General features: G+C 71.5%; 26 protein-coding genes. 7 read left to right on the forward strand and 19 right to left on the reverse strand.

Annotated features, from left to right (window positions below; translation table 11 throughout):
* The first annotated feature begins 54 nt into the window (after positions 1-54).
* On the forward strand, positions 55-1,881 hold the full coding sequence (locus ACIA8K_RS01525; protein WP_396053745.1) for an AMP-dependent synthetase/ligase: 1,827 nt from the start codon (positions 55-57) through the stop codon (positions 1,879-1,881).
* Between the two features lie 43 nt (positions 1,882-1,924).
* Here ACIA8K_RS01525 and ACIA8K_RS01530 read toward each other — a convergent pair whose 3' ends face one another.
* Together ACIA8K_RS01530 and ACIA8K_RS01535 are read right to left on the reverse strand one after the other, a co-directional pair.
* Positions 1,925-2,350 carry a hypothetical protein gene (locus tag ACIA8K_RS01530; protein WP_396053747.1) on the reverse strand — a complete coding sequence of 142 codons (426 nt, stop codon included), beginning with the start codon at positions 2,348-2,350 and terminating at the stop codon, positions 1,925-1,927.
* Between the two features lie 158 nt (positions 2,351-2,508).
* Positions 2,509-3,168 carry a YitT family protein gene (locus ACIA8K_RS01535; RefSeq protein ID WP_396053749.1) on the reverse strand — a complete coding sequence of 220 codons (660 nt, stop codon included), beginning with the start codon at positions 3,166-3,168 and terminating at the stop codon, positions 2,509-2,511.
* Positions 3,169-3,228: 60 nt separating this feature from the next.
* On the opposite strand from ACIA8K_RS01535, the gene ACIA8K_RS01540 reads away from it, so the two are divergent.
* Positions 3,229-4,686: a PLP-dependent aminotransferase family protein gene (locus ACIA8K_RS01540; protein WP_396053751.1), complete on the forward strand. Its 1,458-nt coding sequence runs from the start codon at positions 3,229-3,231 to the stop codon at positions 4,684-4,686.
* Positions 4,687-4,997: 311 nt separating this feature from the next.
* Here the strand turns inward: ACIA8K_RS01540 and ACIA8K_RS01545 are convergent, their stop codons facing one another.
* Genes ACIA8K_RS01545 through ACIA8K_RS01555 form a run of 3 tightly spaced genes read right to left on the reverse strand, consistent with a single transcriptional unit; the run spans position 4,998 to position 8,331 of the window.
* On the reverse strand, positions 4,998-5,741 hold the full coding sequence (locus ACIA8K_RS01545; RefSeq protein WP_396053753.1) for a succinate dehydrogenase/fumarate reductase iron-sulfur subunit: 744 nt from the start codon (positions 5,739-5,741) through the stop codon (positions 4,998-5,000).
* Positions 5,741-7,681 carry a fumarate reductase/succinate dehydrogenase flavoprotein subunit gene (locus ACIA8K_RS01550; RefSeq protein WP_396053755.1) on the reverse strand — a complete coding sequence of 647 codons (1,941 nt, stop codon included), beginning with the start codon at positions 7,679-7,681 and terminating at the stop codon, positions 5,741-5,743. Before ACIA8K_RS01550 ends, ACIA8K_RS01545 begins: the two co-directional genes overlap by 1 nt.
* On the reverse strand, positions 7,681-8,331 hold the full coding sequence (locus tag ACIA8K_RS01555; protein WP_396054472.1) for a succinate dehydrogenase cytochrome b subunit: 651 nt from the start codon (positions 8,329-8,331) through the stop codon (positions 7,681-7,683). The genes ACIA8K_RS01550 and ACIA8K_RS01555 overlap by 1 nt, the downstream gene beginning before the upstream one ends.
* A 191-nt stretch (positions 8,332-8,522) precedes the next feature.
* Between ACIA8K_RS01555 and ACIA8K_RS01560 the strand changes: the two genes are divergently transcribed.
* Entirely contained in the window at positions 8,523-9,461 is a 939-nt protein-coding gene (locus ACIA8K_RS01560) for a LysR family transcriptional regulator (RefSeq protein ID WP_396053757.1), read from the forward strand.
* Between the two features lie 264 nt (positions 9,462-9,725).
* Here ACIA8K_RS01560 and hisF read toward each other — a convergent pair whose 3' ends face one another.
* Positions 9,726-10,481, reverse strand: a complete 756-nt coding sequence (hisF, locus tag ACIA8K_RS01565) for an imidazole glycerol phosphate synthase subunit HisF (RefSeq protein ID WP_396053759.1) — start codon at positions 10,479-10,481, stop codon at positions 9,726-9,728.
* The gene (locus ACIA8K_RS01570; RefSeq protein ID WP_396053761.1) at positions 10,478-11,392 is read right to left on the reverse strand and encodes an EamA family transporter; all 915 of its coding nucleotides are present in this window, start codon (positions 11,390-11,392) and stop codon (positions 10,478-10,480) included. The genes hisF and ACIA8K_RS01570 overlap by 4 nt, the downstream gene beginning before the upstream one ends.
* A 72-nt stretch (positions 11,393-11,464) precedes the next feature.
* Between ACIA8K_RS01570 and ACIA8K_RS01575 the strand changes: the two genes are divergently transcribed.
* Entirely contained in the window at positions 11,465-12,355 is an 891-nt protein-coding gene (locus ACIA8K_RS01575) for a LysR family transcriptional regulator (protein WP_396053763.1), read from the forward strand.
* A 74-nt stretch (positions 12,356-12,429) separates the two neighbouring features.
* Here the strand turns inward: ACIA8K_RS01575 and ACIA8K_RS01580 are convergent, their stop codons facing one another.
* Entirely contained in the window at positions 12,430-13,389 is a 960-nt protein-coding gene (locus ACIA8K_RS01580) for a hypothetical protein (RefSeq protein WP_396053765.1), read from the reverse strand.
* A 227-nt stretch (positions 13,390-13,616) separates the two neighbouring features.
* On the opposite strand from ACIA8K_RS01580, the gene ACIA8K_RS01585 reads away from it, so the two are divergent.
* Positions 13,617-15,377, forward strand: coding sequence for a hypothetical protein (locus ACIA8K_RS01585; RefSeq protein WP_396053767.1), 1,761 nt, complete (start codon positions 13,617-13,619; stop codon positions 15,375-15,377).
* The gene (locus ACIA8K_RS01590; protein WP_396053769.1) at positions 15,377-15,697 is read left to right on the forward strand and encodes a hypothetical protein; all 321 of its coding nucleotides are present in this window, start codon (positions 15,377-15,379) and stop codon (positions 15,695-15,697) included. The genes ACIA8K_RS01585 and ACIA8K_RS01590 overlap by 1 nt, the downstream gene beginning before the upstream one ends.
* Before the next feature lie 157 nt (positions 15,698-15,854).
* Here the strand turns inward: ACIA8K_RS01590 and priA are convergent, their stop codons facing one another.
* From priA to hisD, 7 genes are read right to left on the reverse strand one after another with little or no spacing between them, the layout of a single operon-like run.
* Positions 15,855-16,580 (reverse strand): bifunctional 1-(5-phosphoribosyl)-5-((5-phosphoribosylamino)methylideneamino)imidazole-4-carboxamide isomerase/phosphoribosylanthranilate isomerase PriA, encoded by a 726-nt coding sequence (gene priA, locus ACIA8K_RS01595; RefSeq protein WP_396053771.1) that lies wholly within the window; start codon positions 16,578-16,580, stop codon positions 15,855-15,857.
* 13 nt (positions 16,581-16,593) lie between these two features.
* Entirely contained in the window at positions 16,594-16,923 is a 330-nt protein-coding gene (locus tag ACIA8K_RS01600) for a hypothetical protein (protein ID WP_396053773.1), read from the reverse strand.
* The gene (gene hisH / locus ACIA8K_RS01605; RefSeq protein WP_396053775.1) at positions 16,920-17,537 is read right to left on the reverse strand and encodes an imidazole glycerol phosphate synthase subunit HisH; all 618 of its coding nucleotides are present in this window, start codon (positions 17,535-17,537) and stop codon (positions 16,920-16,922) included. Before hisH ends, ACIA8K_RS01600 begins: the two co-directional genes overlap by 4 nt.
* A 13-nt stretch (positions 17,538-17,550) precedes the next feature.
* Positions 17,551-17,715 (reverse strand): hypothetical protein, encoded by a 165-nt coding sequence (locus ACIA8K_RS01610; protein ID WP_396053777.1) that lies wholly within the window; start codon positions 17,713-17,715, stop codon positions 17,551-17,553.
* Between the two features lie 28 nt (positions 17,716-17,743).
* Positions 17,744-18,355: an imidazoleglycerol-phosphate dehydratase HisB gene (gene hisB / locus ACIA8K_RS01615; protein WP_396053779.1), complete on the reverse strand. Its 612-nt coding sequence runs from the start codon at positions 18,353-18,355 to the stop codon at positions 17,744-17,746.
* On the reverse strand, positions 18,352-19,431 hold the full coding sequence (locus ACIA8K_RS01620) for a histidinol-phosphate transaminase (protein ID WP_396053781.1): 1,080 nt from the start codon (positions 19,429-19,431) through the stop codon (positions 18,352-18,354). Before ACIA8K_RS01620 ends, hisB begins: the two co-directional genes overlap by 4 nt.
* Entirely contained in the window at positions 19,428-20,753 is a 1,326-nt protein-coding gene (gene hisD / locus ACIA8K_RS01625; RefSeq protein WP_396053783.1) for a histidinol dehydrogenase, read from the reverse strand. The genes ACIA8K_RS01620 and hisD overlap by 4 nt, the downstream gene beginning before the upstream one ends.
* Positions 20,754-20,930: 177 nt before the next feature.
* Between hisD and ACIA8K_RS01630 the strand changes: the two genes are divergently transcribed.
* Positions 20,931-21,629 (forward strand): LON peptidase substrate-binding domain-containing protein, encoded by a 699-nt coding sequence (locus ACIA8K_RS01630; RefSeq protein ID WP_396053785.1) that lies wholly within the window; start codon positions 20,931-20,933, stop codon positions 21,627-21,629.
* Between the two features lie 353 nt (positions 21,630-21,982).
* On the opposite strand, the gene ACIA8K_RS01635 is transcribed toward ACIA8K_RS01630, so the two are convergent.
* The 4 genes from ACIA8K_RS01635 to ACIA8K_RS01650 form a co-directional block, all read right to left on the reverse strand.
* Positions 21,983-22,804 (reverse strand): DUF2567 domain-containing protein, encoded by an 822-nt coding sequence (locus ACIA8K_RS01635; RefSeq protein ID WP_396053787.1) that lies wholly within the window; start codon positions 22,802-22,804, stop codon positions 21,983-21,985.
* Positions 22,805-22,856: 52 nt separating this feature from the next.
* The gene (locus tag ACIA8K_RS01640) at positions 22,857-24,152 is read right to left on the reverse strand and encodes a MinD/ParA family protein (RefSeq protein ID WP_396053789.1); all 1,296 of its coding nucleotides are present in this window, start codon (positions 24,150-24,152) and stop codon (positions 22,857-22,859) included.
* 718 nt (positions 24,153-24,870) lie between these two features.
* Positions 24,871-25,716, reverse strand: coding sequence for a hypothetical protein (locus tag ACIA8K_RS01645; RefSeq protein ID WP_396053791.1), 846 nt, complete (start codon positions 25,714-25,716; stop codon positions 24,871-24,873).
* On the reverse strand, positions 25,713-26,597 hold the full coding sequence (locus ACIA8K_RS01650) for an RluA family pseudouridine synthase (RefSeq protein ID WP_396054474.1): 885 nt from the start codon (positions 26,595-26,597) through the stop codon (positions 25,713-25,715). The genes ACIA8K_RS01645 and ACIA8K_RS01650 overlap by 4 nt, the downstream gene beginning before the upstream one ends.
* Positions 26,598-26,639: the final 42 nt, after the last annotated feature.

Here is a 26,639-nt window from a genome sequence, read left to right on the forward strand (position 1 = left end):
ACAGATTTAACGAGACGCCGGTCACGTTCACATATACCACCAGAGGCGGCCAATATGACCCTTGACGTTCCTTACCGGTCAATTGCGGACATGCTGCTGAAGCGGGTGGCGGCTACCCCGGAGCGGCACGCGTTCGCCCACCCCAGCGCGGACGAGTCCGGCCCGGTCTGGCTGAGCTGGACGCAGGTGGGCGAGCGGGCTAAGGCGATCGCGGCCGGCGTGCACGCGCTCGGCATCGGCACGGAGGACCGGGTCGCGATCCTCTCCACCACCCGGCTGGAGTGGATCCTCGCGGACCTGGGCGTGATGCTGTCCGGCGGCGCCACCACAACTGTCTACCCGACCACCGAGGCGGCCGACGCCACGTTCATCGTCGGCGACTCCGGGTCGAAGGTGCTGATCGCGGAGGACCCGGCACAGGCCGCCAAGATGGCCGGCGCGGACCTGCCCGCGCTCACCCACGTGGTGCTTATCGACGGCCCGGCCGACCCGCACGCCGCGATCCCCCAGCTCACGCTCGCCGAGCTGGAGGCGAAGGGCCGCGCCGAGCTGGCCGCGGACCCGTCGATGATCGACCGCATCGTCGAGGGCATCTCGCCTGACCACCTGGCCACGCTGATCTACACGTCCGGCACCACCGGCCGGCCGAAGGGTGTGGAGCTGCTGCACCGCGGCTGGACCTGGGAGGGCGTGGCGCAGGGCCAGCTCGGCCTGCTGCTCGAGACGGACCTGCAGTACCTGTGGCTGCCGATGTCCCACTCGTTCGGCAAGACGCTGATCTGCGGCATCATCCACGTCGGCGTGCCCACCTACGTCGACGGCCGGGTGGACCGGCTGATCGACAGTCTCGGGGTGATCCGCCCGACGCTTATGTGCTCCGCGCCGCGCGTCTACGAGAAGGTCTACAACAAGGCCGTCACGAACGGCACCGGCGGTGGCGGGCTCAAGGCGAAGATCTTCACCTGGGCCGTCGCGGTCGGCAAGGAGAAGGTGGCGTACGAGCAGACCAACCAGCCGCTGCCCGCCTCACTCAAGGTGAAGTACGCGGTGGCGGAACGGCTGGTCTTCAGCAAGCTGCAGGCCCGGCTCGGTGGGCGCATGCGCGCGCTGGTCTCCGGCTCCGCCGCGCTCAGCCCGCAGATCGCCGAGTTCTTCGCCGCGGCCAACCTGCCGATCCTTGAGGGCTACGGCCTGACCGAGGCCTCCGCGGCGAACTTCGTCAACCGCCCGGAGAAGGTCAAGATCGGCTCGGTCGGCAAGCCGCTCGGCGACCTGGAGTGCCGGATCGACGAGGACGGCGAGGTGCTGCTGCGCGGCGCGCCTGTCATGCGCGGCTACCACAACCTGCCGGAGGAGACAGCTGCCGCGTTCACCGAGGACGGCTTCTTCCGCACCGGCGACATCGGCGAGCTTGACGCGGACGGCTTCCTCAAGATCACCGACCGGAAGAAGGACCTGGTCAAGACGTCAGGCGGCAAGTACGTGGCGCCGTCGCACATCGAGGGCATGTTCAAGGCGATCTGCCCGTACACCTCGCAGGTCGTGGTGGTGGGCCAGTCCCGGAACTTCTGCACGATGCTCATCGCGCTCGACCCGGACGCGCTCACCGGCTGGGCCGCCGGCACCGCGCACGAGGGCAAGTCCTATGCCGACATCGTGGCCACACCGGAGGTCAGGGCCATGGTCGACGACTACGTGCGCCAGCTCAACGACAACCTGAACCGCTGGGAGACGATCAAGAAGTACACGGTCCTGCACCGCGACCTGACAATCGAGGACGGCGAGATGACGCCGTCCCTGAAGATCAAGCGCCGCGTCGTGGAGGCGAACTTCTCCGACGAGATCGAGTCCATGTACGAGGGCTCGCTGGCACACCTCTAGGGCGTACCCCCGGCGGCCGTTGACCTTGATCTGGGAAAGCGGGTCAGCGGCTGTCGCGGGCGGAGAACTCGCGGACCGCGATGGCGTAGTCGCGGGGCTCAAGCGTCCACTCGTCCGGGTCGCCGGGCGTGCTGTTGCGGTTCAGCTGGGCCTGGAGCGTGTCGACCGCGGCGGACAGGCCGCTGAACGGCCGGGTCCGCCAGAGGTGCTCGCCGGCCGCGGCCACCTGGAAGAGGTCGTCCTCGATCAGGACCAGGCCGGCGCCGGCCAGCCGCTGGAGCGCGAGCTCGACCTCGGCACGCTGCGGCAGGCTGCGGTGCAGGAAGTCGGCGGCGGAGAGCACGTCCGCGAGCGTCGCGCCGGCGGCGGGCAGGCCGATCGACGACGCGCGGTCACGTTCGGTGCGGTCGGCGATGACCACCGCAACGAAGATCCACGCGTCGGACCAATTCCAGCCAACGTCCCCCATGACGACATGATGCCCTGATCACCCGAGACTCGTGAAGAAAGTGTGACTCGGCGATCATCACGATGACGGGCTCGCGACGAACGTGTGACACGGAACCGGCTGCCTGACCACTCAGATAGCCGTTCGCGCATTGAAACGGTTGAATCATTCCGAATTGATCACTGTTCCGGTGTGGCGGCAACCTCGGCCGGTGCGCCGACCGTCAGGCGCGGCAGGAACACCTGGGTGAGCGGGCCGATCGCCAGCGCGTAGGCGACAGTGCCGATCCCGACCGCGCCGCCGAGCAGCCAGCCGAGCGCCAGCACTGTCACCTCGACCACGGTGCGGGCCAGCCGGATCGACGTGCGCGGGTGGCGGGCGACATATCCGGTCATCAGCCCGTCCCGCGGGCCCGGGCCGAGACGCGCGCCGATGTAGAGGCCGGTGGCGAACGCGTTGAGCACGATGCCGCCGGTCAGGAAGCCGATCCGCGCCCACATCGGGTCCGGCGCGGGCAGCAGCCACAGCGCGGCGTCGACCACCAGGCCGATCACGATCACATTGCTCACCGTGCCGAGGCCGGGCCGCTGCCGGAGCGGGATCCACAGCAGCAGCACCACCACGCCGACAAGGATCGTGACCGTGCCGAACGACAGCCCGGTACGACGCGCGAGCCCCTGGTGGAACACGTCCCACGGGTCCAGCCCGAGGTGCGACTCGATCATGAAAGCCATGCTCACGCCGTAGGCGACCAGCCCGGCCTGCAGCTGGGTGAAGCGGCGGGCGAAGCGGTCGCGGAGCGTGAAGGGCACGCCAGCTTGGTTGCTCACGGTGGTCATAAGTGCCACTCTGGGGGCCAATCATTCCCGATCAAAGGTCCAATTCTGCGGAGGTGGCTCATGTCGGTGGTGATTCGAGGCAGCCAATTGGCCCGGATGCTCGGCCAATGGCACCCGCTGCCCGGCACCCGCCGCAGCCCGGAGTACGCCGCACTCGCCCAGGCGGTCCGCGGCCTGCTCTCCGACGGGCGGCTCGCGCTCGGCGTCCGGCTCCCCGCCGAACGGGAACTGGCCGAGGCGCTGTCGATCAGCCGGACCACTGTCACCGCGGCGTACCGGGAGCTGCGCGAGACCGGCCACCTGGCCAGCCGCCGCGGCGCCGGCAGCTGGACCACGCTCCCGTCCGGCCACCGGGTCAGCACCACCGGACTGTGGACGCCGACCGACACGATGGGCATGATCGACCTCGGCTGCGCCGCGCTGCCCCCGCCACCCGAACTCGTCCCGGCCGCCCGCGCCGCCGCCGACGAGCTGCCCTGCTACCTGGGCGACGCCGGCTACCACCCGACCGGAATCATCGAGCTGCGCGAAGCGGTCGCGGACGGCTTCCGCGCCCGCGGCCTGCCGACCAGCCCGGAACAGATCATGATCACGAGTGGTACGCAGCAGGCGCTCGACCTCGTGCTCCGGCACCACCTCGCGGTCGGCGCCGGCGTGCTCGTCGAGTCACCCACCTACCCGAACGCGCTGGCCGCACTCGCCGCCCGCCGCGCCCGGATCGGCACCCACGGGCTCGACCCGGCCGCCGGCTGGGACTCGGAGCTGCTGTTCAGCACGCTCAAGCAGACCCGCCCGCGCCTGGCGTACGTGATCCCCGAGTTCCAGAACCCGACCGGCCGCCTGATGCCCGCCGAACTGCGCGAACGACTCCCCTCCGTAGCCCACTCCACAGGCACTGACGTGGTCGCCGACGAGTCGTTCGTGGACCTCCCACTGGACGGCACCCCGATGCCACCGCCGGTCGCCGCGTTCGACAGGCACTCCCGCGTGCTCACCATCGGCGGCATGAGCAAGCCGTACTGGGGCGGCCTGCGCATCGGCTGGGTCCGCGCGTCCGCGCCGGTAGTCCAGCGCCTGGCCGCCGCCCGCGTCGGCGTCGACATGGGCAGCCCCGTCATCGACCAGCTCGTCGCCGTCCAACTGCTCCGCCAGCGCGACGCCATCGTCGGCGCCCGCCGCCTCCAACTCGCCGCCCAGCGCGACGCGCTCGTCACAGCCGTCCGCACCACGTTCCCCGAGTGGCGCGTCGTCGTCCCGTCCGGCGGCGTCACCCTCTGGGCCGAACTCGACGGCCCGGTCTCAAGCGCCCTCTCCCACGCCGCCGAGGACGTCGGCGTCCGCCTCGCGCCCGGCCCCCGCTTCGGCCTCGACGGCACCCTCGAACGCTACCTCCGCCTCCCCTTCACCCTCCCCGCCGACGACCTCATCGAGGCCGTCCGCCGCATCGCCGACATCCGCTACGACCTCGACCGCATCCGCACCGGCTCCCGCTGGCGCACCCCCGAGGTCATCACCTGACCGGCCCGTACCCCCAAGCTCTTTTCCCACTCCCGCGGTGGTCAGGCCCGCACGCTCCCGCGGGCCGCGGCCCCGCCGTGGCCCGCCCACACCCCATCACCTCCGAGTCCCAGGCCACAGCACAATGCCACCGCGCCGGCGGCTGGGCCTCGAAGATTCCTACGGCTCTGCTGGTCCTGTTCGGGGCCGGGGAGGGCCACCACAGCCGCAAGGTCTTGGGGAGGCGAGGAAAAGGCGGCGCTCCCGATCCGTACCCCCGGCAAAGGGTGTGGATCTGTGGGAGCGCCGCCCGTGGTGCGGTGCAGTGGAGCTCAGCGGCCGGAGACGGCCTTGATGTAGTCGGAGTTGAGGCGGCCGATCAGGTTGAGCGGGATGCCCTTGGGGCAGACCGTGGTGCATTCGCCGGCGTTGGTGCAGCCGCCGAAGCCGGCCTCGTCCTGGGCCTCGATCATGCTGATCACGCGGGAGGCGCGCTCCGGCTGGCCCTGCGGCATCAGGCCCAGGTGGGCGACCTTGGCCGCGGTGAACAGCATGGAGGAGCCGTTCGGGCAGGCGGCGACGCAGGCGCCGCAGCCGATGCAGGTGGCGGCCTCGAAGGCGGCGTCCGCGTCGGCCTTGGGGATCGGGGTGGCGTGCGCGTCGGGAGCGGTTCCGGTCGGGGCGGTGATGTAGCCGCCGGCCTGGATAATCTCGTCGAACGCGCCCCGGTTGACGACCAGGTCCTTGATCACCGGGAACGCGGCGGCGCGCCACGGCTCGATGTCGATGGAGTCACCGTCGTTGAAGTGACGCATGTGCAGCTGGCAGGTGGTGGTGGCCCGCTCGGGGCCGTGCGCCACGCCGTTGATCATCATGCCGCACATGCCGCAGATGCCCTCGCGACAGTCGTGGTCGAACGCGATCGGCTCGTCGCCCTCGAGGATGAGGCGCTCGTTGAGGACGTCGAGCATCTCAAGGAACGAGGCGTCCGGGGAGATGTCGGTGACCTCGTACGTCACCATCCTGCCCTTGTCCTCGGGGCCCTTCTGACGCCAGACGCGCAGCTTGAGGTTCATTACTTGTAGCTCCGCTGGGTGGGGTGGACGTACTCGAAGTTGAGGTCTTCCTTGTGCAGCGTCGGTGCGGCTCCGGTGCCGGCGAACTCCCAGGCGGCGACGTAGCTGAACTCGTCGTCGTGCCGGAGCGCCTCGCCGTCCTCGGTCTGGCTCTCCGCGCGGAAGTGACCGCCGCAGGATTCGGCGCGGTGCAGCGCGTCCACGCACATCAGCTCGGCCAGCTCGAAGAAGTCGGCCACCCGGCCGGCCCGCTCCAGGTTCTGGTTGAGCTCAGCGCCGACGCCCGGCACCTTGACCCGGGTCCAGAACTCCTCGCGGAGCGCCTGGATCAGGCCGATCGCCTTGGTCAGGCCCTCTTCGGTGCGCTCCATGCCGCAGTACTCCCACATGATGTGGCCGAGTTCGCGGTGGAAGGAGTCGACGGTGCGGTCGCCGTTGATGGTGAGGAACTTCTGCAGCCGCTCCTCGACCTGGGTGCGCGCCTCGACCACCGAGGGGTGATCGGCGGAGACCTTCTCGTACGGCCCGGACGCCAGGTAGTTGCCGAGCGTGTTCGGGAGCACGAAGTACCCGTCCGCGAGGCCCTGCATCAGCGCGGACGCGCCGAGCCGGTTCGCGCCGTGGTCGGAGAAGTTGGCCTCGCCAACCACGAACAGGCCGGGGATGTTGGACTGCAGGTCGTAGTCGACCCAGAGGCCGCCCATCGTGTAGTGCACGGCGGGGTAGATGCGCATCGGCGTGACGTACGGGTCCTCGCCGGTGATCCGCGCGTACATCTCGAACAGGTTGCCGTACTTCGCCTCGACCGCGGGCTGGCCCAGCCGGGTGATCGCGTCCGCGAAGTCCAGGTAGACGCCGAGCCCGCCGGGGCCGACGCCGCGGCCCTCGTCGCACACGTTCTTGGCGGCCCGGGACGCGATGTCACGCGGGACCAGGTTGCCGAACGCCGGGTAGATGCGCTCCAGGTAGTAGTCGCGCTCGTCCTCAGGGATATCCGCCGCCTCGCGGTCGTCCCCGCCCTTCTTCGGCACCCAGACCCGGCCGTCGTTGCGAAGCGACTCGGACATCAGCGTGAGCTTGCTCTGGTGCGAGCCGGACTCCGGGATGCAGGTCGGGTGGATCTGCGTGTAGCAGGGGTTCGCGAAGTACGCGCCCTTGCGGTGCGCCCGCCAGGTGGCCGTGACGTTGCAGCCCTTGGCGTTCGTGGAGAGGAAGAAAACGTTGCCGTAGCCGCCGGAGGCGAGCACCACCGCGTCCGCGACCTCGGTGCTGATCTCGCCGGTGACCAGGTCGCGGACCACGACGCCGCGCGCCTTGCCGTCGACGATGATCAGCTCCAGCATCTCGTGGCGCTCGTGCATCTCCACGTTGCCTGCAGCGATCTGCCGCTCCAGCGCCTGGTACGCGCCGAGCAGCAGCTGCTGACCCGTCTGGCCCCGGGCGTAGAACGTGCGGGACACCTGGGTGCCGCCGAACGAGCGGTTGTCGAGCAGGCCGCCGTACTCGCGCGCGAACGGCACGCCCTGCGCCACGCACTGGTCGATGATGTTCACGCTGACCTGGGCCAGGCGGTACACGTTCGACTCACGGGCGCGGAAGTCGCCGCCCTTGACCGTGTCGTAGAACAGGCGGTAGATCGAGTCGCCGTCGTTGCGGTAGTTCTTCGCCGCGTTGATGCCACCCTGCGCCGCGATCGAGTGCGCGCGCCGCGGGCTGTCCTGGTAGCAGTAGGACTTCACGTGGTAGCCGGCCTCGCCGAGCGTGGCCGCGGCCGAACCGCCGGCCAGGCCGGTGCCGATCACGATCACGGTCAGCTTGCGCCGGTTGGCCGGGTTGACGAGCTTGGCGGAGAACTGCCGCCGTTCCCAGCGGGTCTCGACCGGCCCGTCCGGCGCGGCGGTGTCGGCGATCGCGTCGCCCTCGGTCCAGAAGGAAGTCATCAGCTCACCAGTCCGGTCAGCACGGCAAAGGGGACGGAGAGGAAGCCGGCCACCAGGATCACGCTGAGTACAAGCGCGACGGTCTTGGCGATCCGCTCACCACGGGCCGACTGCTGGCCGAGCGTGCGGACGGCGCTGAAGATGCCGTGCCGCAGGTGGAAGCCGACGGCAAGGATCGACAGCACGTAGAACGCGGTCACGTACCAGCGCTCGGGCGCGAAGGCGGAGATCACGTTCGCGTACGGCTTGGCCGGGTCGAAGTCGGGGTGCACGGTGCCGGTGGTCATGTCCAGCAGGTGCCAGATGATGAAGAGCAGGACGATGACACCGCCCCAGCGCATCGTGCGGGCCGCGTAGCTGCCCTGCACCTTCGGCCGGTGCGCGTACCGCACCGGGCGCGCCTTACGGGCCCGGACCGTCAGGACGGCTGCGGACACGATGTGCGCGATCACGGCGACCAGCAGGCCGAACCGCATGATCCAGAGCGCCCAGACCGGGGGAAGGGCGGGCTCGCCGATCTCCCGCAGCCAGTGCGCGTAGTGATCGAAGGACTCCTGACCCACGAAGATCTTGAGGTTGCCCGCCATGTGCGCGAAGAGAAAGCCCACCAGGACGATTCCGCTGACCGCCATGATGATCTTTAGCGCCACAGTGGAGCGGGCGCGCGAACGCCCGGCTGCCGGCTTGCGGGCGCCTGCGGGGCGCCCGGGACCGGCCTTCTGCCCTGCGGCCTTACCGGCCGGGGCTGAGGTATCTACCGCCACAAACTTGACCGTAAGAACGCCATCGGAATTCGTCCAATGCATGAAACCGATGGACTCGATAGCCATAGGCTATCTGAGTGCAGTTACAACAGCTCCGATACTTCGTCGCAGTGGCAGAACTCCGACATTTCACCCATGCGGCTGACCAGTTGGGGGTCTCTCAGCCGACACTCAGTAAGCAGATTCACACCCTGGAATCCACGCTCGGCGCCCCGTTGTTCGACAGGCACCCGGGCAATGTGCGGCTGACGACCGTGGGCGAGACGCTGCTTCCGCTCGCCCGGCGCATCGTGACCGACGCGGACGCGGCCCGGCACGCGGTCCAGGAGATCGTCGGCCTGCGCCGGGGCCGGGTCCGACTCGGCGCCACCCCGAGCCTGTGCACGTCCCTCGTACCCGGCGTACTCCGAAATTTCCGAGAAAATCACCCGGATGTGGAGCTTCACGTCGACGAGGGCGGCTCGCAGGACCTGGTCGTCGACCTGATCGCCCACGCACTCGACCTCGCGCTGATCGTGCTCCCTGAGCAGGGCAGCGATCCCGCGTTGCACACCGAGCGCATCCTGCACGAGTCGCTCGTCGTCGCGTCCGTCGCGTCCGGCCCGCCGCCCACCACCTCCGACCGGCTCGCGCTCGCCGAGTTGCGGGACACGCCCCTCGTCATGTTCCGCGTCGGCTACGACCTGCGCACCGCCACAATCGAGGCCTGCAACAGGGCCGGCTTCACCCCCCGATACGCGGTCGAGGGCGGCGAGATGGACGCGGTGCTCGCGTTCGTCGAGGCCGGACTGGGCGTCGCGCTGGTCCCCGGCATGGTGCTTGCCAACCGCCCACTGCTGCGCGCCACACCGCTTGCCATGCCGGGCGTACACCGGACGATCGCGCTGGCCCGCCGCCGCGAGTCGGTCATGCCGCACGCGGCCACCGCACTGCGCGAGACGCTTCTCGACTTCATCGCGGCCGGCCCGCTCCCGGCCGGCGTCACGGTGATCCAGACGCCACCGGAGACGCGCTAGAAACCCACGATCTAGTTCCCCCGGTGCCGAGCCCCGGACCCCACGATCCGCCGTTCACCCTCATCTCGACAGCCCCGGGCGCAGACCAAGATCCAATACATTTTCCCACTTCGCGGGTGGTCCGGCCCGCACGCTCCCGCGGGCAAACCGGAGCGTCGGGCTCCGCTGGCGCTCCGCACGCCGCTCCGGAGCCGGTCCCGCCGTGGTCCCGGAAACCCGGCGTGCCGCAACGCGCCCGGCCTGCGGGAGGGACGACCCGGCGAGCTACCGCACCGGGCTTCCCGCGGCCCGCAGCGCGGACTTGACCTCCGGGATGGTCAGCTCGCCGAAGTGGAAGACGCTTGCCGCCAGCACCGCGTCCGCGCCCGCCTCGATCGCGGGCGGGAAGTGCTCCACCGCGCCCGCGCCGCCGCTTGCGATCACCGGGATGTCCACCACCGCGCGTACCCGCCGGATCAGCTCCAGGTCGAAGCCGGCCTTGGTGCCGTCCGCGTCCATCGAGTTCAGCAGGATCTCACCGGCGCCCAGCTCGGCCACGCGGGCCGCCCACTCCACCGCATCAAGCCCGGTGCCGCGGCGGCCACCGTGCGTGGTCACCTCGAAGCCGCCCTCCGCCGTCCGCCGCACGTCCAGCGACAGCACCAGCACCTGATTGCCGAACCGGTGCGCGATCTCGGAGATCAGCTCCGGCCGGGCGATCGCCGCGGTGTTCACGCCGACCTTGTCCGCACCGGCCCGCAGCAGCGTGTCCACGTTCTCCACCGAGCGGACGCCGCCGCCGACAGTGAGCGGGATGAAGACCGATTCCGCGGTACGGCGGACCACGTCGAGCATCGTGCCGCGCGCGTCGGAACTGGCGGTGACGTCAAGAAACGTCAGTTCGTCCGCGCCCGCCGCGTCGTAGGCGGCGGCCAGCTCGACCGGGTCACCCGCATCCCGCAGGTCCGCGAAGTTGACGCCCTTGACCACCCGCCCGGCGTCCACGTCCAGGCAGGGGATCACGCGTACCGCCACAGTCATGCCGTGGAGCCTATCGGGGCGGCCGGGGCGGGTTCGGGGCGGTTCTGCGCCGTGGGGCGCGGCCTGAGCACGAGCGGCAGCAGCACTCCCCCGATCACCAGCGCGCCGCCGATGACGTCCTGGGTGTGGATCGGCTCGCCGAGGAACAGCGCGGCCGAGCCCATGCCGAAGAACGGGACCAGCATGGAGAACGGCGCGACGGTTGACGCGCCGTACCGCTTGATCAATGAGCCCCAGGCCCCGAACCCGCCCAGCGTGGCCACGAACGCGATGAACAGCACCGCACCCGCCGCCGGCAGCGTCACTGTCCGCAGCGCGGCGAGATCCGCGGCCGGGCCGTCCACGATCAGCGACAGCCCGAACAGCGGCACCGCACCAAGTGCGCTCACCCACACCATGAACCGCAGGCTGTCCGGCGGCGACGCCTTCCGGGTCGCCACGTTCGACAACCCCCACGCCACCGCCGCCGCGATGACAAGCGCGAACGCGACCGGCGGCCGGTCCGGGCCGAGCCGGGCGGCCACCACACCGAGCCCGGCCACCGCGACCGCCAGCCCGGCCAGCTGCACCGGGCGCGGCCGCTCGCGCAGCAGCAGCACCGCGAAGACAGTGGTGAACACCGCCTGGCTCTGCAGCACAAGCGAGGACAGCCCGGCCGGCATGCCCGCCTCGATGCCGAAGAAGAGCAGCGAGAACTTGGTGACCGCGAGCGCCAGCGCCACCGCGATCACCCACCGCCACGGCACCTGCGGACGACCCACGAAGAACAGCGCGGGTACGGCCGCCAGCCCGAACCGCAGTGCGGAGAAGAGCAGCGACGGGAAGTGCTCCAGCCCGACCGCGATGACGACGAAGTTGACGCCCCAGACCGCGGCGACCGCCACGGCCAGCGCGATGTCGCGAGGTCTCATGGTGTCGATGCTCCGGCACACCTCCGTGTAGCAACAGTTCTTTGTGCTACACCCACCATGTACCGTCGCTACATGATCGACCTCGGCCGCCTCCGCGCACTCCACGCCGTGGCCAGCTACGGCTCCGTGCTGGCCGCCGGCTCCGCGCTGCACTGCACGCCGTCCGCGGTGTCCCAGCAGATCGGCAAACTGGAGCGCGAGACCGGCACCACACTCGTCGAGAAGGACGGCCGCGGCATCCGGCTCACCGAGGCCGGCCAGGTGCTGGCCCGGCACGCCGAGTCGGTGCTGGCCGCGGTGGACGAGGCCGAGGCCGCGCTGGCCGCGCACCGGGACACCGTCACCGGCCGGCTTACCGTCTCGTCGTTCGCCACCGCCGCCCGCGCGCTGCTCCCGCACGCGCTGCACCGGCTCGCCGCCGACCACCCCGGCCTTCGCACCGGGATCGTCGAGGCCAACCCGCACGAGGGCCTGGACAACCTGCAGCGCGGGCACGTCGACCTGTGCGTGCTTGACGACTGGCCCGAGGTGGCGCTGCGCTACCCGCCCGGCGTCGCGCACCTGGAGCTGGGTCTCGACGTCGCCGACCTGATCGTGCCGTCCGGGCACCGGCTGGCCGGGCGCACGGGTGTACGGCTCGCCCAGGCCCGGGACGAACGCTGGATCTCCGCGCCGGTCGGCGCGATCTGCCACGAGTGGCTGGTCCGGGTGCTGCCCGGCGTCCGCCCCGACTTCCTGGTCGGCGAGTTCGAGACGCAGCTGACGCTTGTCGCGGCCGGTCTCGGTATCGCCATGGTGCCGCGCCTGGCCCGGACCTCACTGCCGGCCGGTGTGCGCGTGGTACCGGTGACGCCGTCGCCGACCCGGCGCGTGGTGCTCGCCTGGCGCGAGGCCTCCGCGGCCCGGCCGGCGATCGGCGCGGCGGTCGAGGCGCTCCGGGAGGCATGGGCGCAACGGTCCTGAGGGCACCGCCCGAAGGCGTGCTCGACAGATCTCGCGGCCTCGCCGCAGCCCGGCATCCCACGTCGATACAGCGCCTATACGCAGGGTGCGGAGACCGCGCCCCGCTCGGTGCCGAAGATGCGCAGCTCGCCGTGCCACCGGGTGAGCCGGAAGTCGAGACGCCAGTCAGTGCAGGTCTCGCCGGGGCGCTCGGGCGGGCCGAACTCGGGCGCCTGGGTGCTTGTGAACGAGACCGTCGCGATCAGCTCGCCGGGCTCGGCCGCGTCCACCACCTCGAGCAGCCGCACGTTCGAGTCCTGGGTCGTCGCGGTGTCCGCGCCGAAGTTCGCCACCTGGCCGGGATCGTTCGGATCGACCACGCCGCCGGGCGCGAAGACCTTGGCAGCGACGGATGCGTCGTGCGCGTTGATACCTGCGAAGTAGAAGTCGAACAGGGCCGCGACCTCTGTGGCGCGCGCGTCGCCGGTCACGATCGCCACCATCCCGATCTGCGCCGGCACCGTGGGCGACGCGGACTGCGACTCGAACCCCAGCGCGCCGCTTGAATCGGCATCGATACCCGGCGCCGGCTCGGTGACGACGTCGGAGGCGGCTTCGGGAGCGGCTTCTGGGCCTGCTTCGGGGCCTGCTTCGGTGACCGCGTCCGAGGGCTGGTCGGTAGCGGACTGCGCCCCCGCGTCCAGCAGCAGGTACCCGCCGCCCACCAGCCCGGCGAGGACCGCAAGCGCCACGCCGGCCACCCGCCACCGCGCCACCGTCGCCCGGGGCTTCCGCCGGTGAGCCGGCCACTCCGGCTCGCTGACCGGGCTCGCGGGCAGTGGGGCCGAACTCGCAGGTCCGTAAGCCCGGCCCTCGGGCGCGTAACCCGGACTGATCGGCGTGGGTATCGGAGGCACGGGCGCGCCGGCCGGGCTCGCCGGCCCACTCCCGGCCGGGCGGCCCGCGCTCGCCGGCGCGGTGCCGTCACAGACCACGCAGCGCGATGCGGCCGCGTCGTTCGCCGTGTCGCATTCGGTGCATCGCCACTCGGTCATGACCTGGGCCTTTCGCCGGACCATTTCGTGACCGCAGTCAATAGGCCCGCCCGGCAAGGCCGCAATGCGTTCCGCGCGAATTGACGGACCCGCCCGCCGAACGCGGCCGGACGACGGTCCACACAGGCCGAAGAACACCCTCGGCCCACCGGAAAGGCCATGCCATACCGGTTGTCCCACTCGTACCGTCCGAGGCCTGAGTCAGTCGTCGGCACTGGTGGGGGCGTATGTACACCGAGGAGAGCAGCACAGTGACCGCCCCGGCGCGGGACGCGCGATTCCATCACGGCGACGCGGCCGACGTACCCCGGGGTGGCCCGCTGTCCGCGATCACCCGCTGCCTGAGTGGCGCGGTGTACACGGTTCCCGGATTCGCCGACCGGGTTATCACGGAATTGCTGCTGGACGGGCACCGTGCCGTTTCCCCTGCCGTCGACTACGACCTGGAGCCGGTCATCCGGCACGCGTTCCAGGCACGGCGACTCCTGCTGATCCAGCATGCGGTCGTCACCGGGATCCTGGTGCTCGCGTTCCTGTTCCTGCCCGGCCCCGCCTTCGGGCTGCTGATGGCTTCGATCGCGCTGGCGATCGTTGGGCGGATGATCCGTGGCGACCTACCGGGGAACTGGAAGGTCTGGCTGGGCGGCAGCCTCGTCCTCCTTGTGCTGACGTTCTTCACCGGGCCGCTGCTCGCGGTGCTCGGTCAGCTCGGCGCCACCGGGTCCGCGTCCGGCGGTTACCCCGCGGAAGCGGTGGAGGCCGGCACGTCGCCCTGGACGCCCGTCGTGATCGCGGCGCTGATCGGAGCGGCCGCGCTGGTTGCCACGTCTGCCGTGCGTACCCTCATGGTGCGTGCTCTGGGCGTTGATCTTCGCCCCGGGAACAGCGACCGCGGCGCGACAGTTGCCGCATCCCGGATCGAGGGCCGGATAGCGCGGTTGTCGGCCGCGCAGCGCGGCAACATCCTGCTGCACTCCGGGACGAACCCGTTCCTCGGCGCGGGCGTCGTGCAGAACGCCTGGTCGATGGCGATGGAGTTGAAGCCGGACGAGGAGAACGGGACGCGGCAGGCGGTGGAGGTCGACCCGGTCGCGCTCAACAGGTACGTGAAGCAGCGCCTGGCCTCGCTTCGCTCCACCGACCTGCGCGAGGCCGAGCGGATGTCCGGGCTGACGCTGCGGGACCAGATCGTGTCCGCGGGCGTCGGCGGTCAGGGCTGGCCGCTCGTCGACACGGACGCGCTGGTGCCGTACTCGCACGCGACCCCGCAGGCGATGGAGTCGGTGATCCGGCATCCGCAGGCGAGCGTGCGGCACTTCCTCCGGGCCACTGTCGGCGCGAACGTGACGCCTGTCGAGTCCGGTGACGGCCGGCTGCTGATCCCGGGCGAGCATCACAGCATCTCGGTCTCCACGTTCGTCCATCTCGCGGTGGAGGGCGGCATGCTCTACGTGGAGACGGTCTCGACAGTGCTGGGGCCGCTGCTGGGCGGGTTCCGGCTGATCGACGGCTACTCGGCCGACCCGGACCAGGCGGCCGGCCGGGCGTTCCGGGAGAGCTGCCTGGACCTCGGTGAGAACATCGCGCTCGCACCGTACCGGCTGGCCGTGACGCTTGTCCGGATGAGCGCGCTCCACCGGGCGATGCGGGCCGCTGAGGACGGCGAGCAGGGCGACCTGACCGACTTCGGCGCGCGCTTCGATCTGCGGCAGGTGGCGTCCGCGCGCGGGCCGGCCACCTACCTGCAGCGGCTGGACGCGGCGAAGTACACCAAGCTGGTCGAGCGCCGGATCAGCGAGGCGGTGATCTGCCACCTGCGCGACCAGGGCATCGACACGTCCGAGTACGAGCGGCGGATGAACGTCTACAACAACAGCGGCGTCTTCATCCGCGGTGACAACTACGGTGCCGCGGCGGGCGGCGCCGAGGCGTCGGCCGTGGTGCACCGCGACGACCGGGCCGACCGGCCGGGGAAGGGGAGGAACTGATGGAGGGCGTCTTCATCGGCCGGGACAACCACGGCGCGGCCGCGGCCGGACCGCACGCGCGGGCGATCGTGAACGGCGACGGCGCGCTCGCTCCGGTGCTCGCCGCGGTGGAGAAGCTGCGCGCCGCGATCGACGCGGTGCCGGAGGCGCTCGCCGACCCGGACGCGGCGCTGCGGGACGTGAACGCGATCGCGGCCGCGACGCAGCGGAATCCGCCGGACACCGCGGCCGTGATGGCCGGTGCCCGGCGGCTCCTGGACCGGATCACCGCGGCGGGTGTGTTCGTCTCCGCGGCGGAGAATCTCCGTAGAGCGTTGTGAGGCCCCGGGGAGCGGGGCCTCCGCGGCCACTCACCTCAGCCGCGACAAGCGGCGCCCAGACGCCGGCCAGGCTGTAGCGGAGCCCGGCGCCGGTTGCCGCGATACCCGCGATGACAAGCGCGTAGATCAGATGGTCGTGCGCACGGAAGGTCCGCGGTCAGCTCTCCGCCAGGACCGCCAGCGCCTGGGCGACTGTGAACGCGCCCGCGTAGAGCGCCTTGCCCGCGATCACGCCCTCCACACCGGCCGACTCCAGCGTGGCCAGTGCGCGCAGGTCGTCAAGCGTGGACACGCCGCCGCTTGCGATCACCGGCGCGGGGGTGGCGGCGCAGACCTCGCGGAGCAGCTCCAGGTTCGGGCCGCGCATGGTGCCGTCCTTGGTGATGTCCGTGACGACGTACCGGGCGGCGCCGGCCTTGTCCAGGCGGGCCAGCACCTCGTAGAGGTCGCCGCCGTCCTTGGTCCAGCCACGCGCGGCAAGCGTCCGGCCGCGCACGTCAAGGCCGATCGCGACGCGGTCGCCGTACTCGGCCGCGACCCGGTCGCACCACTCCGGGTTCTCAAGCGCGGCCGTGCCGATGTTGACCCGGGCCGCGCCGGTGCTCAGCGCACGCTCAAGCGACTCGTCGTCCCGGATGCCACCGGAGATCTCCACCCGTACGTCAAGCCGGCCGACCACATCGGCAAGCAGCTCCGCGTTCGAGCCGCGGCCGAACGCGGCGTCCAGGTCGACCAGGTGAATCCAGGTGGCGCCGTCGGCCTGCCAGGCGAGCGCGGCGTCCAGCGGGTCGCCGTAGGCGGTCTCACTGCCGGCCGCGCCCTGCACCAGGCGGACGGCCTGACCGTCGGCGACGTCGACGGCGGGAAGCAGTTCGAGAGTCACGGATTCTCCTTGTTCATGAGTTTCTTCGGCCCAGCGCGATCACGATCAGCGCGGGGAGGGCGAGGATCAGCACCAGCGCGATGATCAGGCGCATCACCAGGTCGTCGACCAGGTACCAGACCACCATCAGCGCCAGCAGGGTGAGCATCACGATTCCGGCCCGCTGGGTGGGGTTGAACCGTGGCTGCAGCCGCCCGGTACGCCGGTCCGGCAGCTTCGGCGTCAGCTTGTGCGTGATGTCCTTACGTTTCTGCCGGCGCGACGCCACGGCCGCGCGGGCCGCACGTTTGTGCTCCGCGTCCGCCAGCCGGGCGGCGCGCCGGAGGGCACGCTCCTTGCTCACAGCCCTGAGATCCAGTTCCGGAGCAGAAGCGCGCCGGTGTCCCCGGACTTCTCCGGGTGGAACTGGGCGGCGGCGAGCGCGCCGTGCTCGACCGCGGCCACGAACGGCTCGTCGTGCGCCGCAGTGGTGACCACCGCGTCCGAGAGCGCCTCCAGGCCCGAAGCGGCGTAGGAGTGCACGAAGTAGAACCGGGCGTCGCCCGGCATCCCGGCCATCAGGCGGCTCTCCGACGGCGCGGACACCGTGTTCCACCCCATGTGCGGGATGCGCTCGGCCGTGAGACGCGTCACGCCCCCCGGGAACAGGCCGAGGCCCTTGGTCACGGTGCCGTGCTCGTCGCCGAACTCGAACAGGATCTGTGCGCCGACGCAGATGCCGAGCACCGGGCGGCCTGCCGCGACCCGCGCCGCGAGCATCGGGCCGGCGTCGATCGCCTCCACACCTGCCATGCAGGCGGCGTAGGCGCCGACGCCCGGCACCACCACGCCGTCCGCCTCAGCGGCGGCGGTCAGGTCCGGCGTGACGGTAACGTCCGCGCCGGCCCGCTCCAGGGCGCGCTCGGCGGAACGCAGGTTGCCGGAGCCGTAGTCAAGGATCACCACGCGCTTGGTCATGATGGTCAGCCCCTCATCCGGGAAGCAGCCAGAAGATGCCGCCCGCCGCGGCCAGCACGGCGAGCAGCCCGGTGATCACTATCGAGAACGCCGTCGACCTCTGCCGGTAGAGCGAAAAGGCCCCACCGGCCAGAATCCCCGCAAAAGCAAGCATCAACAGCGGTACGGCGGAGTCCATCACAGGCCCCGGAGAAGCTGGGCCGAGGTCACAGCGTGCCCTTGGTGGACGGAATCGCCCCGGCGTTACGCGGGTCGATCTCCACCGCCTCGCGCAGCGCCCGGGACACCGCCTTGAACTGCGCCTCCACCACGTGGTGCGCGTCCGGGTGGCCGCCCTCGCGCGCGCCGCGAAGCACCGACACGTGAAGCGTCATCTTCGCGGTCTGCGCGAACGACTCCCAGATGTGCCGCGTCATGCTCGTCGCGTAGACCGGCCCGATGTACGGCGTGAGCAGCGGCTCGTCGTGCACCATGTACGGCCGGCCGGACAGGTCGAGCGCGGCCCGGACCAGCACCTCGTCCATCGGGATTGTCGCGGACCCGTACCGCCGGATGCCCGCCTTGTCGCCGAGCGCCTCAGCGAACGCGGTGCCGAGCGCCAGCGCGGTGTCCTCGATCGTGTGGTGCGCGTCGATCTCCAGATCGCCCTCGGTGTGCACGGTCAGGTCGAACCCGCCGTGCTTGGCGATCTGGTTCAGCATGTGGTCGAAGAAGCCGACCCCGGTGCTGATGTCGCCCTTGCCGGTCCCGTCCAGGTCCAGCTCGATGCGCACCTTGGTCTCATTCGTGGTGCGGTCGATCCGCGCCCGTCGGCTCATCGGTACAGCTCCTTCATCGCGTTCAGGAAAGCGTCGGTCTCTTCGGTGGTGCCGGCCGTGACCCGCAGCCAGCCCGCCAGCCCGACGTCGCGCACAAGCACGCCACTGTCGAGAAGCGTGCGCCACGCGGCCTTCTGGTCTCCGCCGGGGACCTGGTAGAGCACGAAGTTGGCGTCGCTGTCCGCCACGGTGAGCCCGGCGGCGCGCAGCTCGGCGACGATCCGGTCGCGCTCGGCCTTGATTGCCTCGACCGTGCCGAGCAGCGCCGCGCGGTAGGCAAGCGCGGCCCGCGCCGCGGCCTGGGTCAGCGAGGACAGGTGGTACGGCAGCCGGACCAGCTGCACCGCGTCCACCACGGCCGGGTCCGCGGCCAGGTAGCCGAGCCGCCCGCCGGCGAACCCGAACGCCTTGCTCATCGTCCGCGTCACCACAAGCCGCGGGTGGCCGGGCAGCACCTCGAGCGCGCTCGGTGTGCCGGGCCGGGCGAACTCCGCATACGCCTCGTCCACGACCACCATGCCGGGCGCGACGTCAAGCACGGCCGCGATCACGGCCGGGTCCAGCGCGGTGCCTGTCGGGTTGTTCGGCGAGCAGAGGAAGACCAGGTCCGGCGCGTGCGTGCGGATCTGCTCCACCGCGTGCTCCGCGGAGAGCCCGAAGTCGGCGTCCCGGTAGCCGTCCACCCAGGTGGTGCCGGTGCCGACCGCGAGCAGCGGGTGCATCGAGTACGCCGGGGTGAAGCCGAGCGCCACCCGGCCCGGCCCGGCGAAGGCCTGGAGCAGCTGCTGCTGGACCTCGTTCGACCCGTTCGCCGCCCACACGTGCGCGGTGGTCAGGCCGTGGCCCAGGTACTCGGCAAGCGCGGCGCGGAGTGCCACCGCGTCCCGGTCCGGGTAGCGGTTGAGGTCGCGCACCTCGGCCTGGAGCGCCGTGCCGATCGCCTCGGCCACCTCGTCCGGCACCTGGTACGAGTTCTCGTTCGTGTTCAGCCGCACCGGCACGTCCAGCTGGGGCGCGCCGTACGGGCTCATCCCCCGCAGATCGTCCCGGATCGGCAGGTCGTCGATCGCTGTCACGACAGCCCCCCGGGGAACCGCGCGGTGACGGCCTCGCCGTGCGCGGGCAGGTCCTCGACCGTGGCGAGCGCGACCACGTGCGACGCGACCTCGCGAAGCGCCGCCTCGTCGTACTCGATGATGTGCACGTTCTTCAGGAACGACTGCACGGACAGGCCGGACTGGTGCCGGGCACAGCCGCCGGTCGGCAGCACGTGGTTGGAGCCGGCGCAGTAGTCGCCGAGCGACACCGGCGCGTACGGCCCCACGAAGATCGCTCCGGCGTTGCGCACCCGCATCGCCCACTCGCGCGCGTCCCGCGTCTGGATCTCCAGGTGCTCGGCCGCGTAGGCGTCCACCACCCGCAGACCCTGCTCCAGGTCTCTCACCAGGACGATTCCCGACTGAGCACCGGTGAGCGACGTGGTGACCCGCTCCGCGTGCTTGGTGGCCGCGACCATCGTGGCCAGTGCCTCCTCGACCGAGGACGCCAGCTCCGGCGACGGCGTGACAAGCACGCTTGCGGCCAGCGGGTCGTGCTCGGCCTGGCTGATCAGGTCCGCCGCGACGTGCACCGGGTCGGCCGTGTCGTCGGCAAGGATCGCGATCTCGGTCGGGCCGGCCTCCGCGTCGATGCCGACCACGCCGCGCAGCAGCCGCTTCGCCGCGGTCACCCAGATGTTGCCGGGGCCGGTGATCACGTCGACGGGCGCGCAGCCGTCGCCGTCGAACGCGCCGGTGGAGCCGTACCCGAGCATCGCGATCGCCTGGGCGCCACCGGCCGCGTAGACCTCGTCCACGCCGAGCAGCGCACAGGCGGCGAGCACCCGGGCGTCCGGCAGGCCGCCGTTCTCCTTCTGCGGCGGGCTGGCGACGACGAGCGCGTCCACGCCGGCGATCTGGGCCGGCACCACGTTCATCACCACTGTCGACGGGTACATGGCCAGGCCGCCGGGCACGTAGAGGCCGACGCGGGAGACCGGCAGCCAGCGCTCGGTGACAGTGCCACCGGGCGCGACCCGGGTGGTCACGTCCTGCCGCCGCTGGTCGGCGTGCACCGTGCGGACGCGGGCGATCGCCTCCTCGAGCGCGGCCCGGACCGCCGGCTCAAGCGCGCTCAGGGACGCGGTGATCGCCTCGGCCGGTACGCGCAACCGCTCCAGACGCACGCCGTCGAACCGCTCGGTCGCCTCGCGGACGGCCGAGAATCCATGGTCGCGGACCGCCTCCACGAGCGGGCGGATGGTCTCGGTCGCGACCGAGACGTCGAGCTGGGCACGGGGCAGCAGGCCAGGCAGGACCGCGACGTCGGCCGCGCTCCGCAGGTCGATCCGATTCAACACTCTTGGGAGTCTATTCGGCGTGCTCTCCGGCGGTCCCGGCCCGTCCGGCTGCCGGGACGATAACGCAGCGGAGCGGCGCCGGATGCGCCACGATGTTCTGGTGAGAAGCTCATGAGCACGGCAGATCGGGAAGGCCACGGGGGTTCCGGGCCCGGTGCGTTCCGCTACGCTCGGGGCGTGGTGACGCGGTTGCCGGTGTTCCCGCTGGGGACGGTGCTCTTCCCAGGCCTGGTCATGCCGCTGCACATCTTCGAGGAGCGGTACCGGGAGCTCGTCCGCGACCTGGTCGCCCGCCCGGACACGCCCCACGAGTTCGGCGTGGTCGCGATCCGCAGCGGGTGGGAGGTGCTGCCCGCCGGCCCCGGTGGGCCGGACACGGCTGCCGCGCGCGTCACACTCCACGAGATCGGCTGCACCGCCGAGGTGCGCCAGGTCACCGAGCTTCCCGACGGGCAGTACGACCTGCTCACCGTGGGCCGCCGCCGCTTCCGGATCACCGAGGTCCTGCCGGACCCGGCGCCCTACCTGGTCGCCCAGGTCGAGTGGCTGCCCGAGCCGGCCGGCGCGGAGGACGTGGCCGACCTGCTGGCCCCGCGCGTGCTCGCGACGTTCCGCGAGTACCTGCGCCTGATGCGCCCGGAGAACCCGGACACCGCCGAACAGCTTCCGGACGATCCGACCACGCTCTCCCACCTGGTCGCGGCCACCGGCGCGTTCACTGTCGAGGAACGTCAGGCGCTGCTCGCCGCCCCGGACACGGCCGCCCGACTCCGCGCCGAACTCAAGCTGCTCTCCCGCGAGGCGACGCTGTTCCGCAGCGTGCGCGCGGTCCCGGTGCCGCTCTCCGAGTACGCCACCCCGTCCAGCCAGAACTAGGCGCTGCCTCGACGTGGGATGCCGGGCTGCGGCGAGGCCCCCACCTCGATACAGCGCCCAGAACCACACGCCACGATCACAGGCGATCTTCCCGCTCACGCCGGGGTTCGGCCCGCACGCTCCCGCGGGCTCCCCGCCCGCGGGTGGTCCCGGCCAGATCCCTGCGAGCCTCCACACAGAGCCCTCCGGCGCGTGCCGTGGGGCCCGTCCGAGGCGACGTGGTCTTGATCGTGCGCCCACGGCACCGGCAGGAAGCCCGGCTGCCGCCCCGACCGCCCACCCCCACAGGGAGTGAACGCTCTGCTCCTGCGGCCGACCGGTGTCGCCGGGAGGCCTCGGACGGTGATGCGAGATCAACCGGGCATATTTGGATCTTTCAGGGTTGCCTGGTCCTTGCCGTTGATCTCGTGGCTTTCGATCGCGTCCGCGGGGATCTCCGGGGAGGCCTCGACGCTGGCCGGGGGCACGCTGAACGCGGGTGTGACAGGCGGCACCGGAAAGCCTGACGGCATCAGCGGGCCGTGGAGGAAGCCGGGCTCGGGCTCGGGACGCAGCGAGGGCCAGCGGGACCAGCCCGCGAGCAGCGTGTACGTGGCCGCGGTCGCCAGCGGCGCCGCAAGCAGATCGCCACGCAGCCCCGGCACGAAGCCGAGGAACAGGTGCAGCTCGCCCGCCCGGAGATCGGCCGGCTTGGTGAAGTGGTCGCCGACCGCGGCCGCCGTCTTGAGCTGCTCGTAGTCGTCAAGCCCGATCAGCCGGCCGAGCTTCCAGGCCGCGATTGCCGCACCTACCGCACCGGCCGTGACCGCGGCCAGCGCGATCGCACCCCGGTAGCGGCGCAGCACGAACCAGGCCCCGACCGCGACCAGGATGCCGAACGTGATCCCGAGGAACGTGTACCAGGCGTCCGCGGCGACGAACTGCTCCGGCTGCGCGCTGGTCAGCAGCGGGCCGTTCTCGCCCTGCACGACAGGTACGTCAGGCGCGAGCACCGCCCACAGCAGGCCGAGCGGCGCACCGAGCGCGGCGACGACCAGCCCGGCCCCGACCGACCAGGCGATCTCCCGGCCCAGCGGCGGTGGCGGCGACTCGAAGACGCCCAGCTCGGGGTCGTAGACCGGCTGCTCTTCCGACGGGACGCTGCTGAGGCCGGGCTGCCGACTGGACGCGCTCACGGCTCGATCCTCTCAGGCCCGCGCGCGCCCGGCACCGGGACCCGTGCATCGGTCAGCGGGCGAACGGCTCAAGCATCATCGACGTGGCCCGCAGCCAGGCGTTTCGCGTCTCCGGCTGGAGCTGGTGGTACTCGATCGACGCGCCGGTCTCCAGCGCCGGGTCGTAGGGGACGATCGCGACCGCGCGGGTACGCGTCTTGAAGTGCTTCTCCAGGTCGTCGAGCAGCGGGGACTTGCCCGGCGTGGGGCAGGAGATGAGCGTCACCGCGTTCGACACCAGGTCGCTCATGCCGACGTCGTCGAGCAGGTCGAGCATCCAGTCCGCGGTGAACGCGGCGTCCTCGCGCGGGACAGTGGTGACCACCAGCTGGTCCGCGGCCTGCAGCACGGTCTGCCAGTTCACACTCTCGACGTTGTTGCCGGTGTCCACGCAGATGACGTCGTGGGTACGCCGCAGCAGCTCAAGCACCCGGCGGACGGTGTGCTGGTCGAGGCGCTGGGCGAAACGCGGGTTCTCCTCGCCGGCCAGCACGTCGTACGACCCGTCGGAGGCGTGCCGGAGGAAGTCGTCCAGCCGGTCGAGCAGCTCGGCGCCGTGGGTGATCTCGATCTGGGCCAGCTCCGAGATCAGGTGCCGGACCGTGCGCGCGTGCCGGGCGCTGCCGGCCCGCAGGCCGAGCGTGCCGCGCAGCTCGTTGTCGTCCCAGGCCAGCACGCCCTTGCCGCGCACGCTGCCGACCGCGGCCGAGGCGAGCACTGTCGCGGTGGTCTTGTGCACGCCGCCCTTGGGGTTGGCGAACGCAAGCACCCGCGGTCCGCCCAGGTCGCGTTTGAGCACGCTTACCGCGCGCTCGGTCTCGATGTCGAGCGCGGAGCGGTCCGGTTCCGGCGCGTTGCCGAGGAAGTTGACGGCTTTCGCCTGGTAGATGCCCTGCGGCACGGTCGGCGGCTCGGGGGCGGGTGGCGGCGCGGCGGCCGGGGCCGGCGTCGTGGGCGGCGGCGGAGGCGGGGTGTAACCGGGCGGGGACAGGATCGAGTAGCGCGACTCGACCGGCGGCAGATCGCGCTCCGGCGGCGCCACGTAGGCCTGGGGAGCCGCGGGGTAGGTCTGCGGGGCCGCGGCGGCCTGCGGCACCGGGGCGGGCGGAGGCTGGGGCGCGGCCTGCGGGACCGGGTTGCCTGCCGGGTAGCGAGCCGGCGGCGCGGACCTGTAGCGGGAGTCCAGGGCCGCGTAACGCGACTCGAACGACTGCTCCTGCTCGTCCGGCCCGGGGCCGGCCGGTGGTGGCTGCACGGACTGGCCGCCGTAGCCGGTGCCGGCCGGCGGATATGCCGGACGGCGGGGCATGCCCGGGTCCTGCTGCGGGCGGGGCGGCGGCTGGACCGGCTCCTGGCGCCCGTTTACCGCCGCGCCGTAGGACGACGACGTCGGGGTGCGCGGCGGACGGCGGGGAAGCGGGTTCTCCGGCGGTGGGGGTGGCGGCTCGTAGCCGGGCCCCCCGGACGGCGCCGGATCGAAGTAGTTTCGTCCCTCGGAATACCCGTTCGGGGCGTTGTAGCGGTTACCGCCCTCGGTGTACCCGTTCGCGTCCGGATATGCCGTCGCGCCAGGATGTCCGTTATGCCCGTTCGCTGGGTAAGCTGGGTCCCCAGGCGCCGCGCGTCCCGTTCGGTCGGCGTTCACCTGGGCATGCTCCCCGGTCCGGCCACCGAGCAGGGCACGGTCAAGAAGCGCGCGCCAACGCGGCGGCGGTTCCTGCGCCCGACCCCAGTCGGTATCGGTGCCCTCCACGGATGCATCCTCCCAGCGCCAATGGTCTGCCTGACAGGCTACGAAGGAAACCCGCTTCAGGCCACACCCGCATCCTCAACCCAATCGCCCGGCCGACGACCGCAAACGGCCGGACTCCGCAGACCATAACGATGCGTGCCTGATCGTGCTGCCACCGCCCCGATCGCCGAACCACGCTGCCCGCGCCGTTGCTGTCACGCGCCGTGAGCTCGCAGGGCTGCCGCCCGCCGAAGGTTCAACGCGTGGGGCCGCGCCGGGATGCTGTCATTCTCTCCTATCGGCCGCTCGGCGTCACCTGTGCGCCCGCTGAAGCCATCAATTCTGTGAGACCGTCCACAGGAGGTTTGACCACGTCCGTCTGCTCCGGCAGCGGCGGCAGAAGCACCGCCCGGTCCAGCCGGACAAGCTCGGGGGCCGGATCGACCGCCCGGATCCCGGGCCGCTCGGCGAGCTCCGCGAGCTCGGCCGGCGTGGCCCGAATCACGGCCGCGTAGAAGCACGAGCAGCCGTCCCGGAACGAGACGGCCTCCGCCGCGGACACCTTCGCACCGCTGTCGTACACGGTCCGCAACTCCACCTCCTGCGCGGAGTCACCGGTCAGCTTCGCGCTCAGCCGCTTGTAGTCGGCCGCTTCCTTGTCCTTGCGGTCCGCGATCACGGCCATGCCACCCAGCAGGTCGGCCGGGAGCCGCTGCACCGCGATCCGGACGATCTCCGTCTGCACGCGGGGCAGCGGCACGCGCCCGACCACCACGGCGGCGGCCCGGCCGTCAAGCGCGCCGGCCAGCCGGTCCGGGCCGAGGTACTCGGTGAACGTCACAAGCGCGTAGCCTGCCGCCGGGTCGGACAGCGCGGCCAGTTCCCGTGCCGCCCCGTCCAGGTAGTCCGGGATCGACCCACCCTCGGCCACGCCGACCCGGACCACGTCACCCACGGTCTGGTCACCGGACGGCGGGCGCTGGTCCGCGGCCCAGACCGCGGTCAGCAGCACGGCCGTGGAAGCGGCCACCGCCGCACCAGTCAAGATCTTCAACCGCGCGGGGGTACGCCCGAGGCGTGCCATCCCGCGGCCGAGCGGCGGCAGGAGCCGGTCGTCGAGCCGCCGCAGCAGCCCGGTCAACTCGCCGCGCGAAGCACGTCCAGGGAGTTCTGCAGGTCGTCCGGATAAGGGCTGACGAACCGCACCTCCTCGTACGTACCCGGGTGCACGAAGCCCAGCTCGTGGGCGTGCAGCCACTGCCGGGACAGGCCGGCCCGCGCGGAGAGCGTCGGATCCGCGCCGTAGGTCAGGTCGCCCACGCACGGATGCCGCATCGCGGACATGTGCACCCGGATCTGGTGGGTGCGACCGGTCTCCAGCTTCACCTCGACCAGGCTTGCCGAACGGAACGCCTCAAGCGTGTCGTAGTGCGTGATGCTCGGCTTGCCACCGGTCATCACGGCCCACCGCCAGTCCGAGGACGGGTGCCGGTCGATCGGCGCGTCGATCGTGCCACGCAGCGGGTCGAGGTGACCCTGCACCACCGAGTGGTAGATCTTGTCCACCTCGCGCTCCTTGAACGCGCGCTTGAGCACCGTATACGCATGCTCGCTCTTGGCCACCACCATCAGGCCCGTGGTGCCGACGTCCAGCCGGTGCACCACGCCCTGACGCTCGGCGGCCCCGCTTGTGGCGACCGTGTGACCGAGCCCGGCGACGCCGCCGATCACTGTCGGGCCGGTCCAGCCCGGGCTCGGGTGCGCGGCCACGCCGACCGGCTTGTCGACCACCACGATGTCGTCGTCGGAGTAGACGACCCGCAGGCCGTCCACGGTCTCCGCGACCACGCTCGGCGGCGCGACCGGGGCCGGCAGCGTCACCTCTAGCCAGGAGCCGCCGGAGACCTTGTCTGATTTGCCGCGCCGGGTGCCGTCGACATATGCGTCGCCGGCCTCCACGATCGCGGCGGCTGCCGTGCGGGAAAGCCCGAACAGCCTGGAGACGGCGGCGTCGAGACGCATGCCGTCGAGGCCGTCGGGTACGGGAAGAGATCGGGTGTCACC

It is taken from the genome of Catenuloplanes sp. NPDC051500 (genome assembly GCF_044454585.1).
GTDB lineage: Bacteria > Actinomycetota > Actinomycetes > Mycobacteriales > Micromonosporaceae > Catenuloplanes.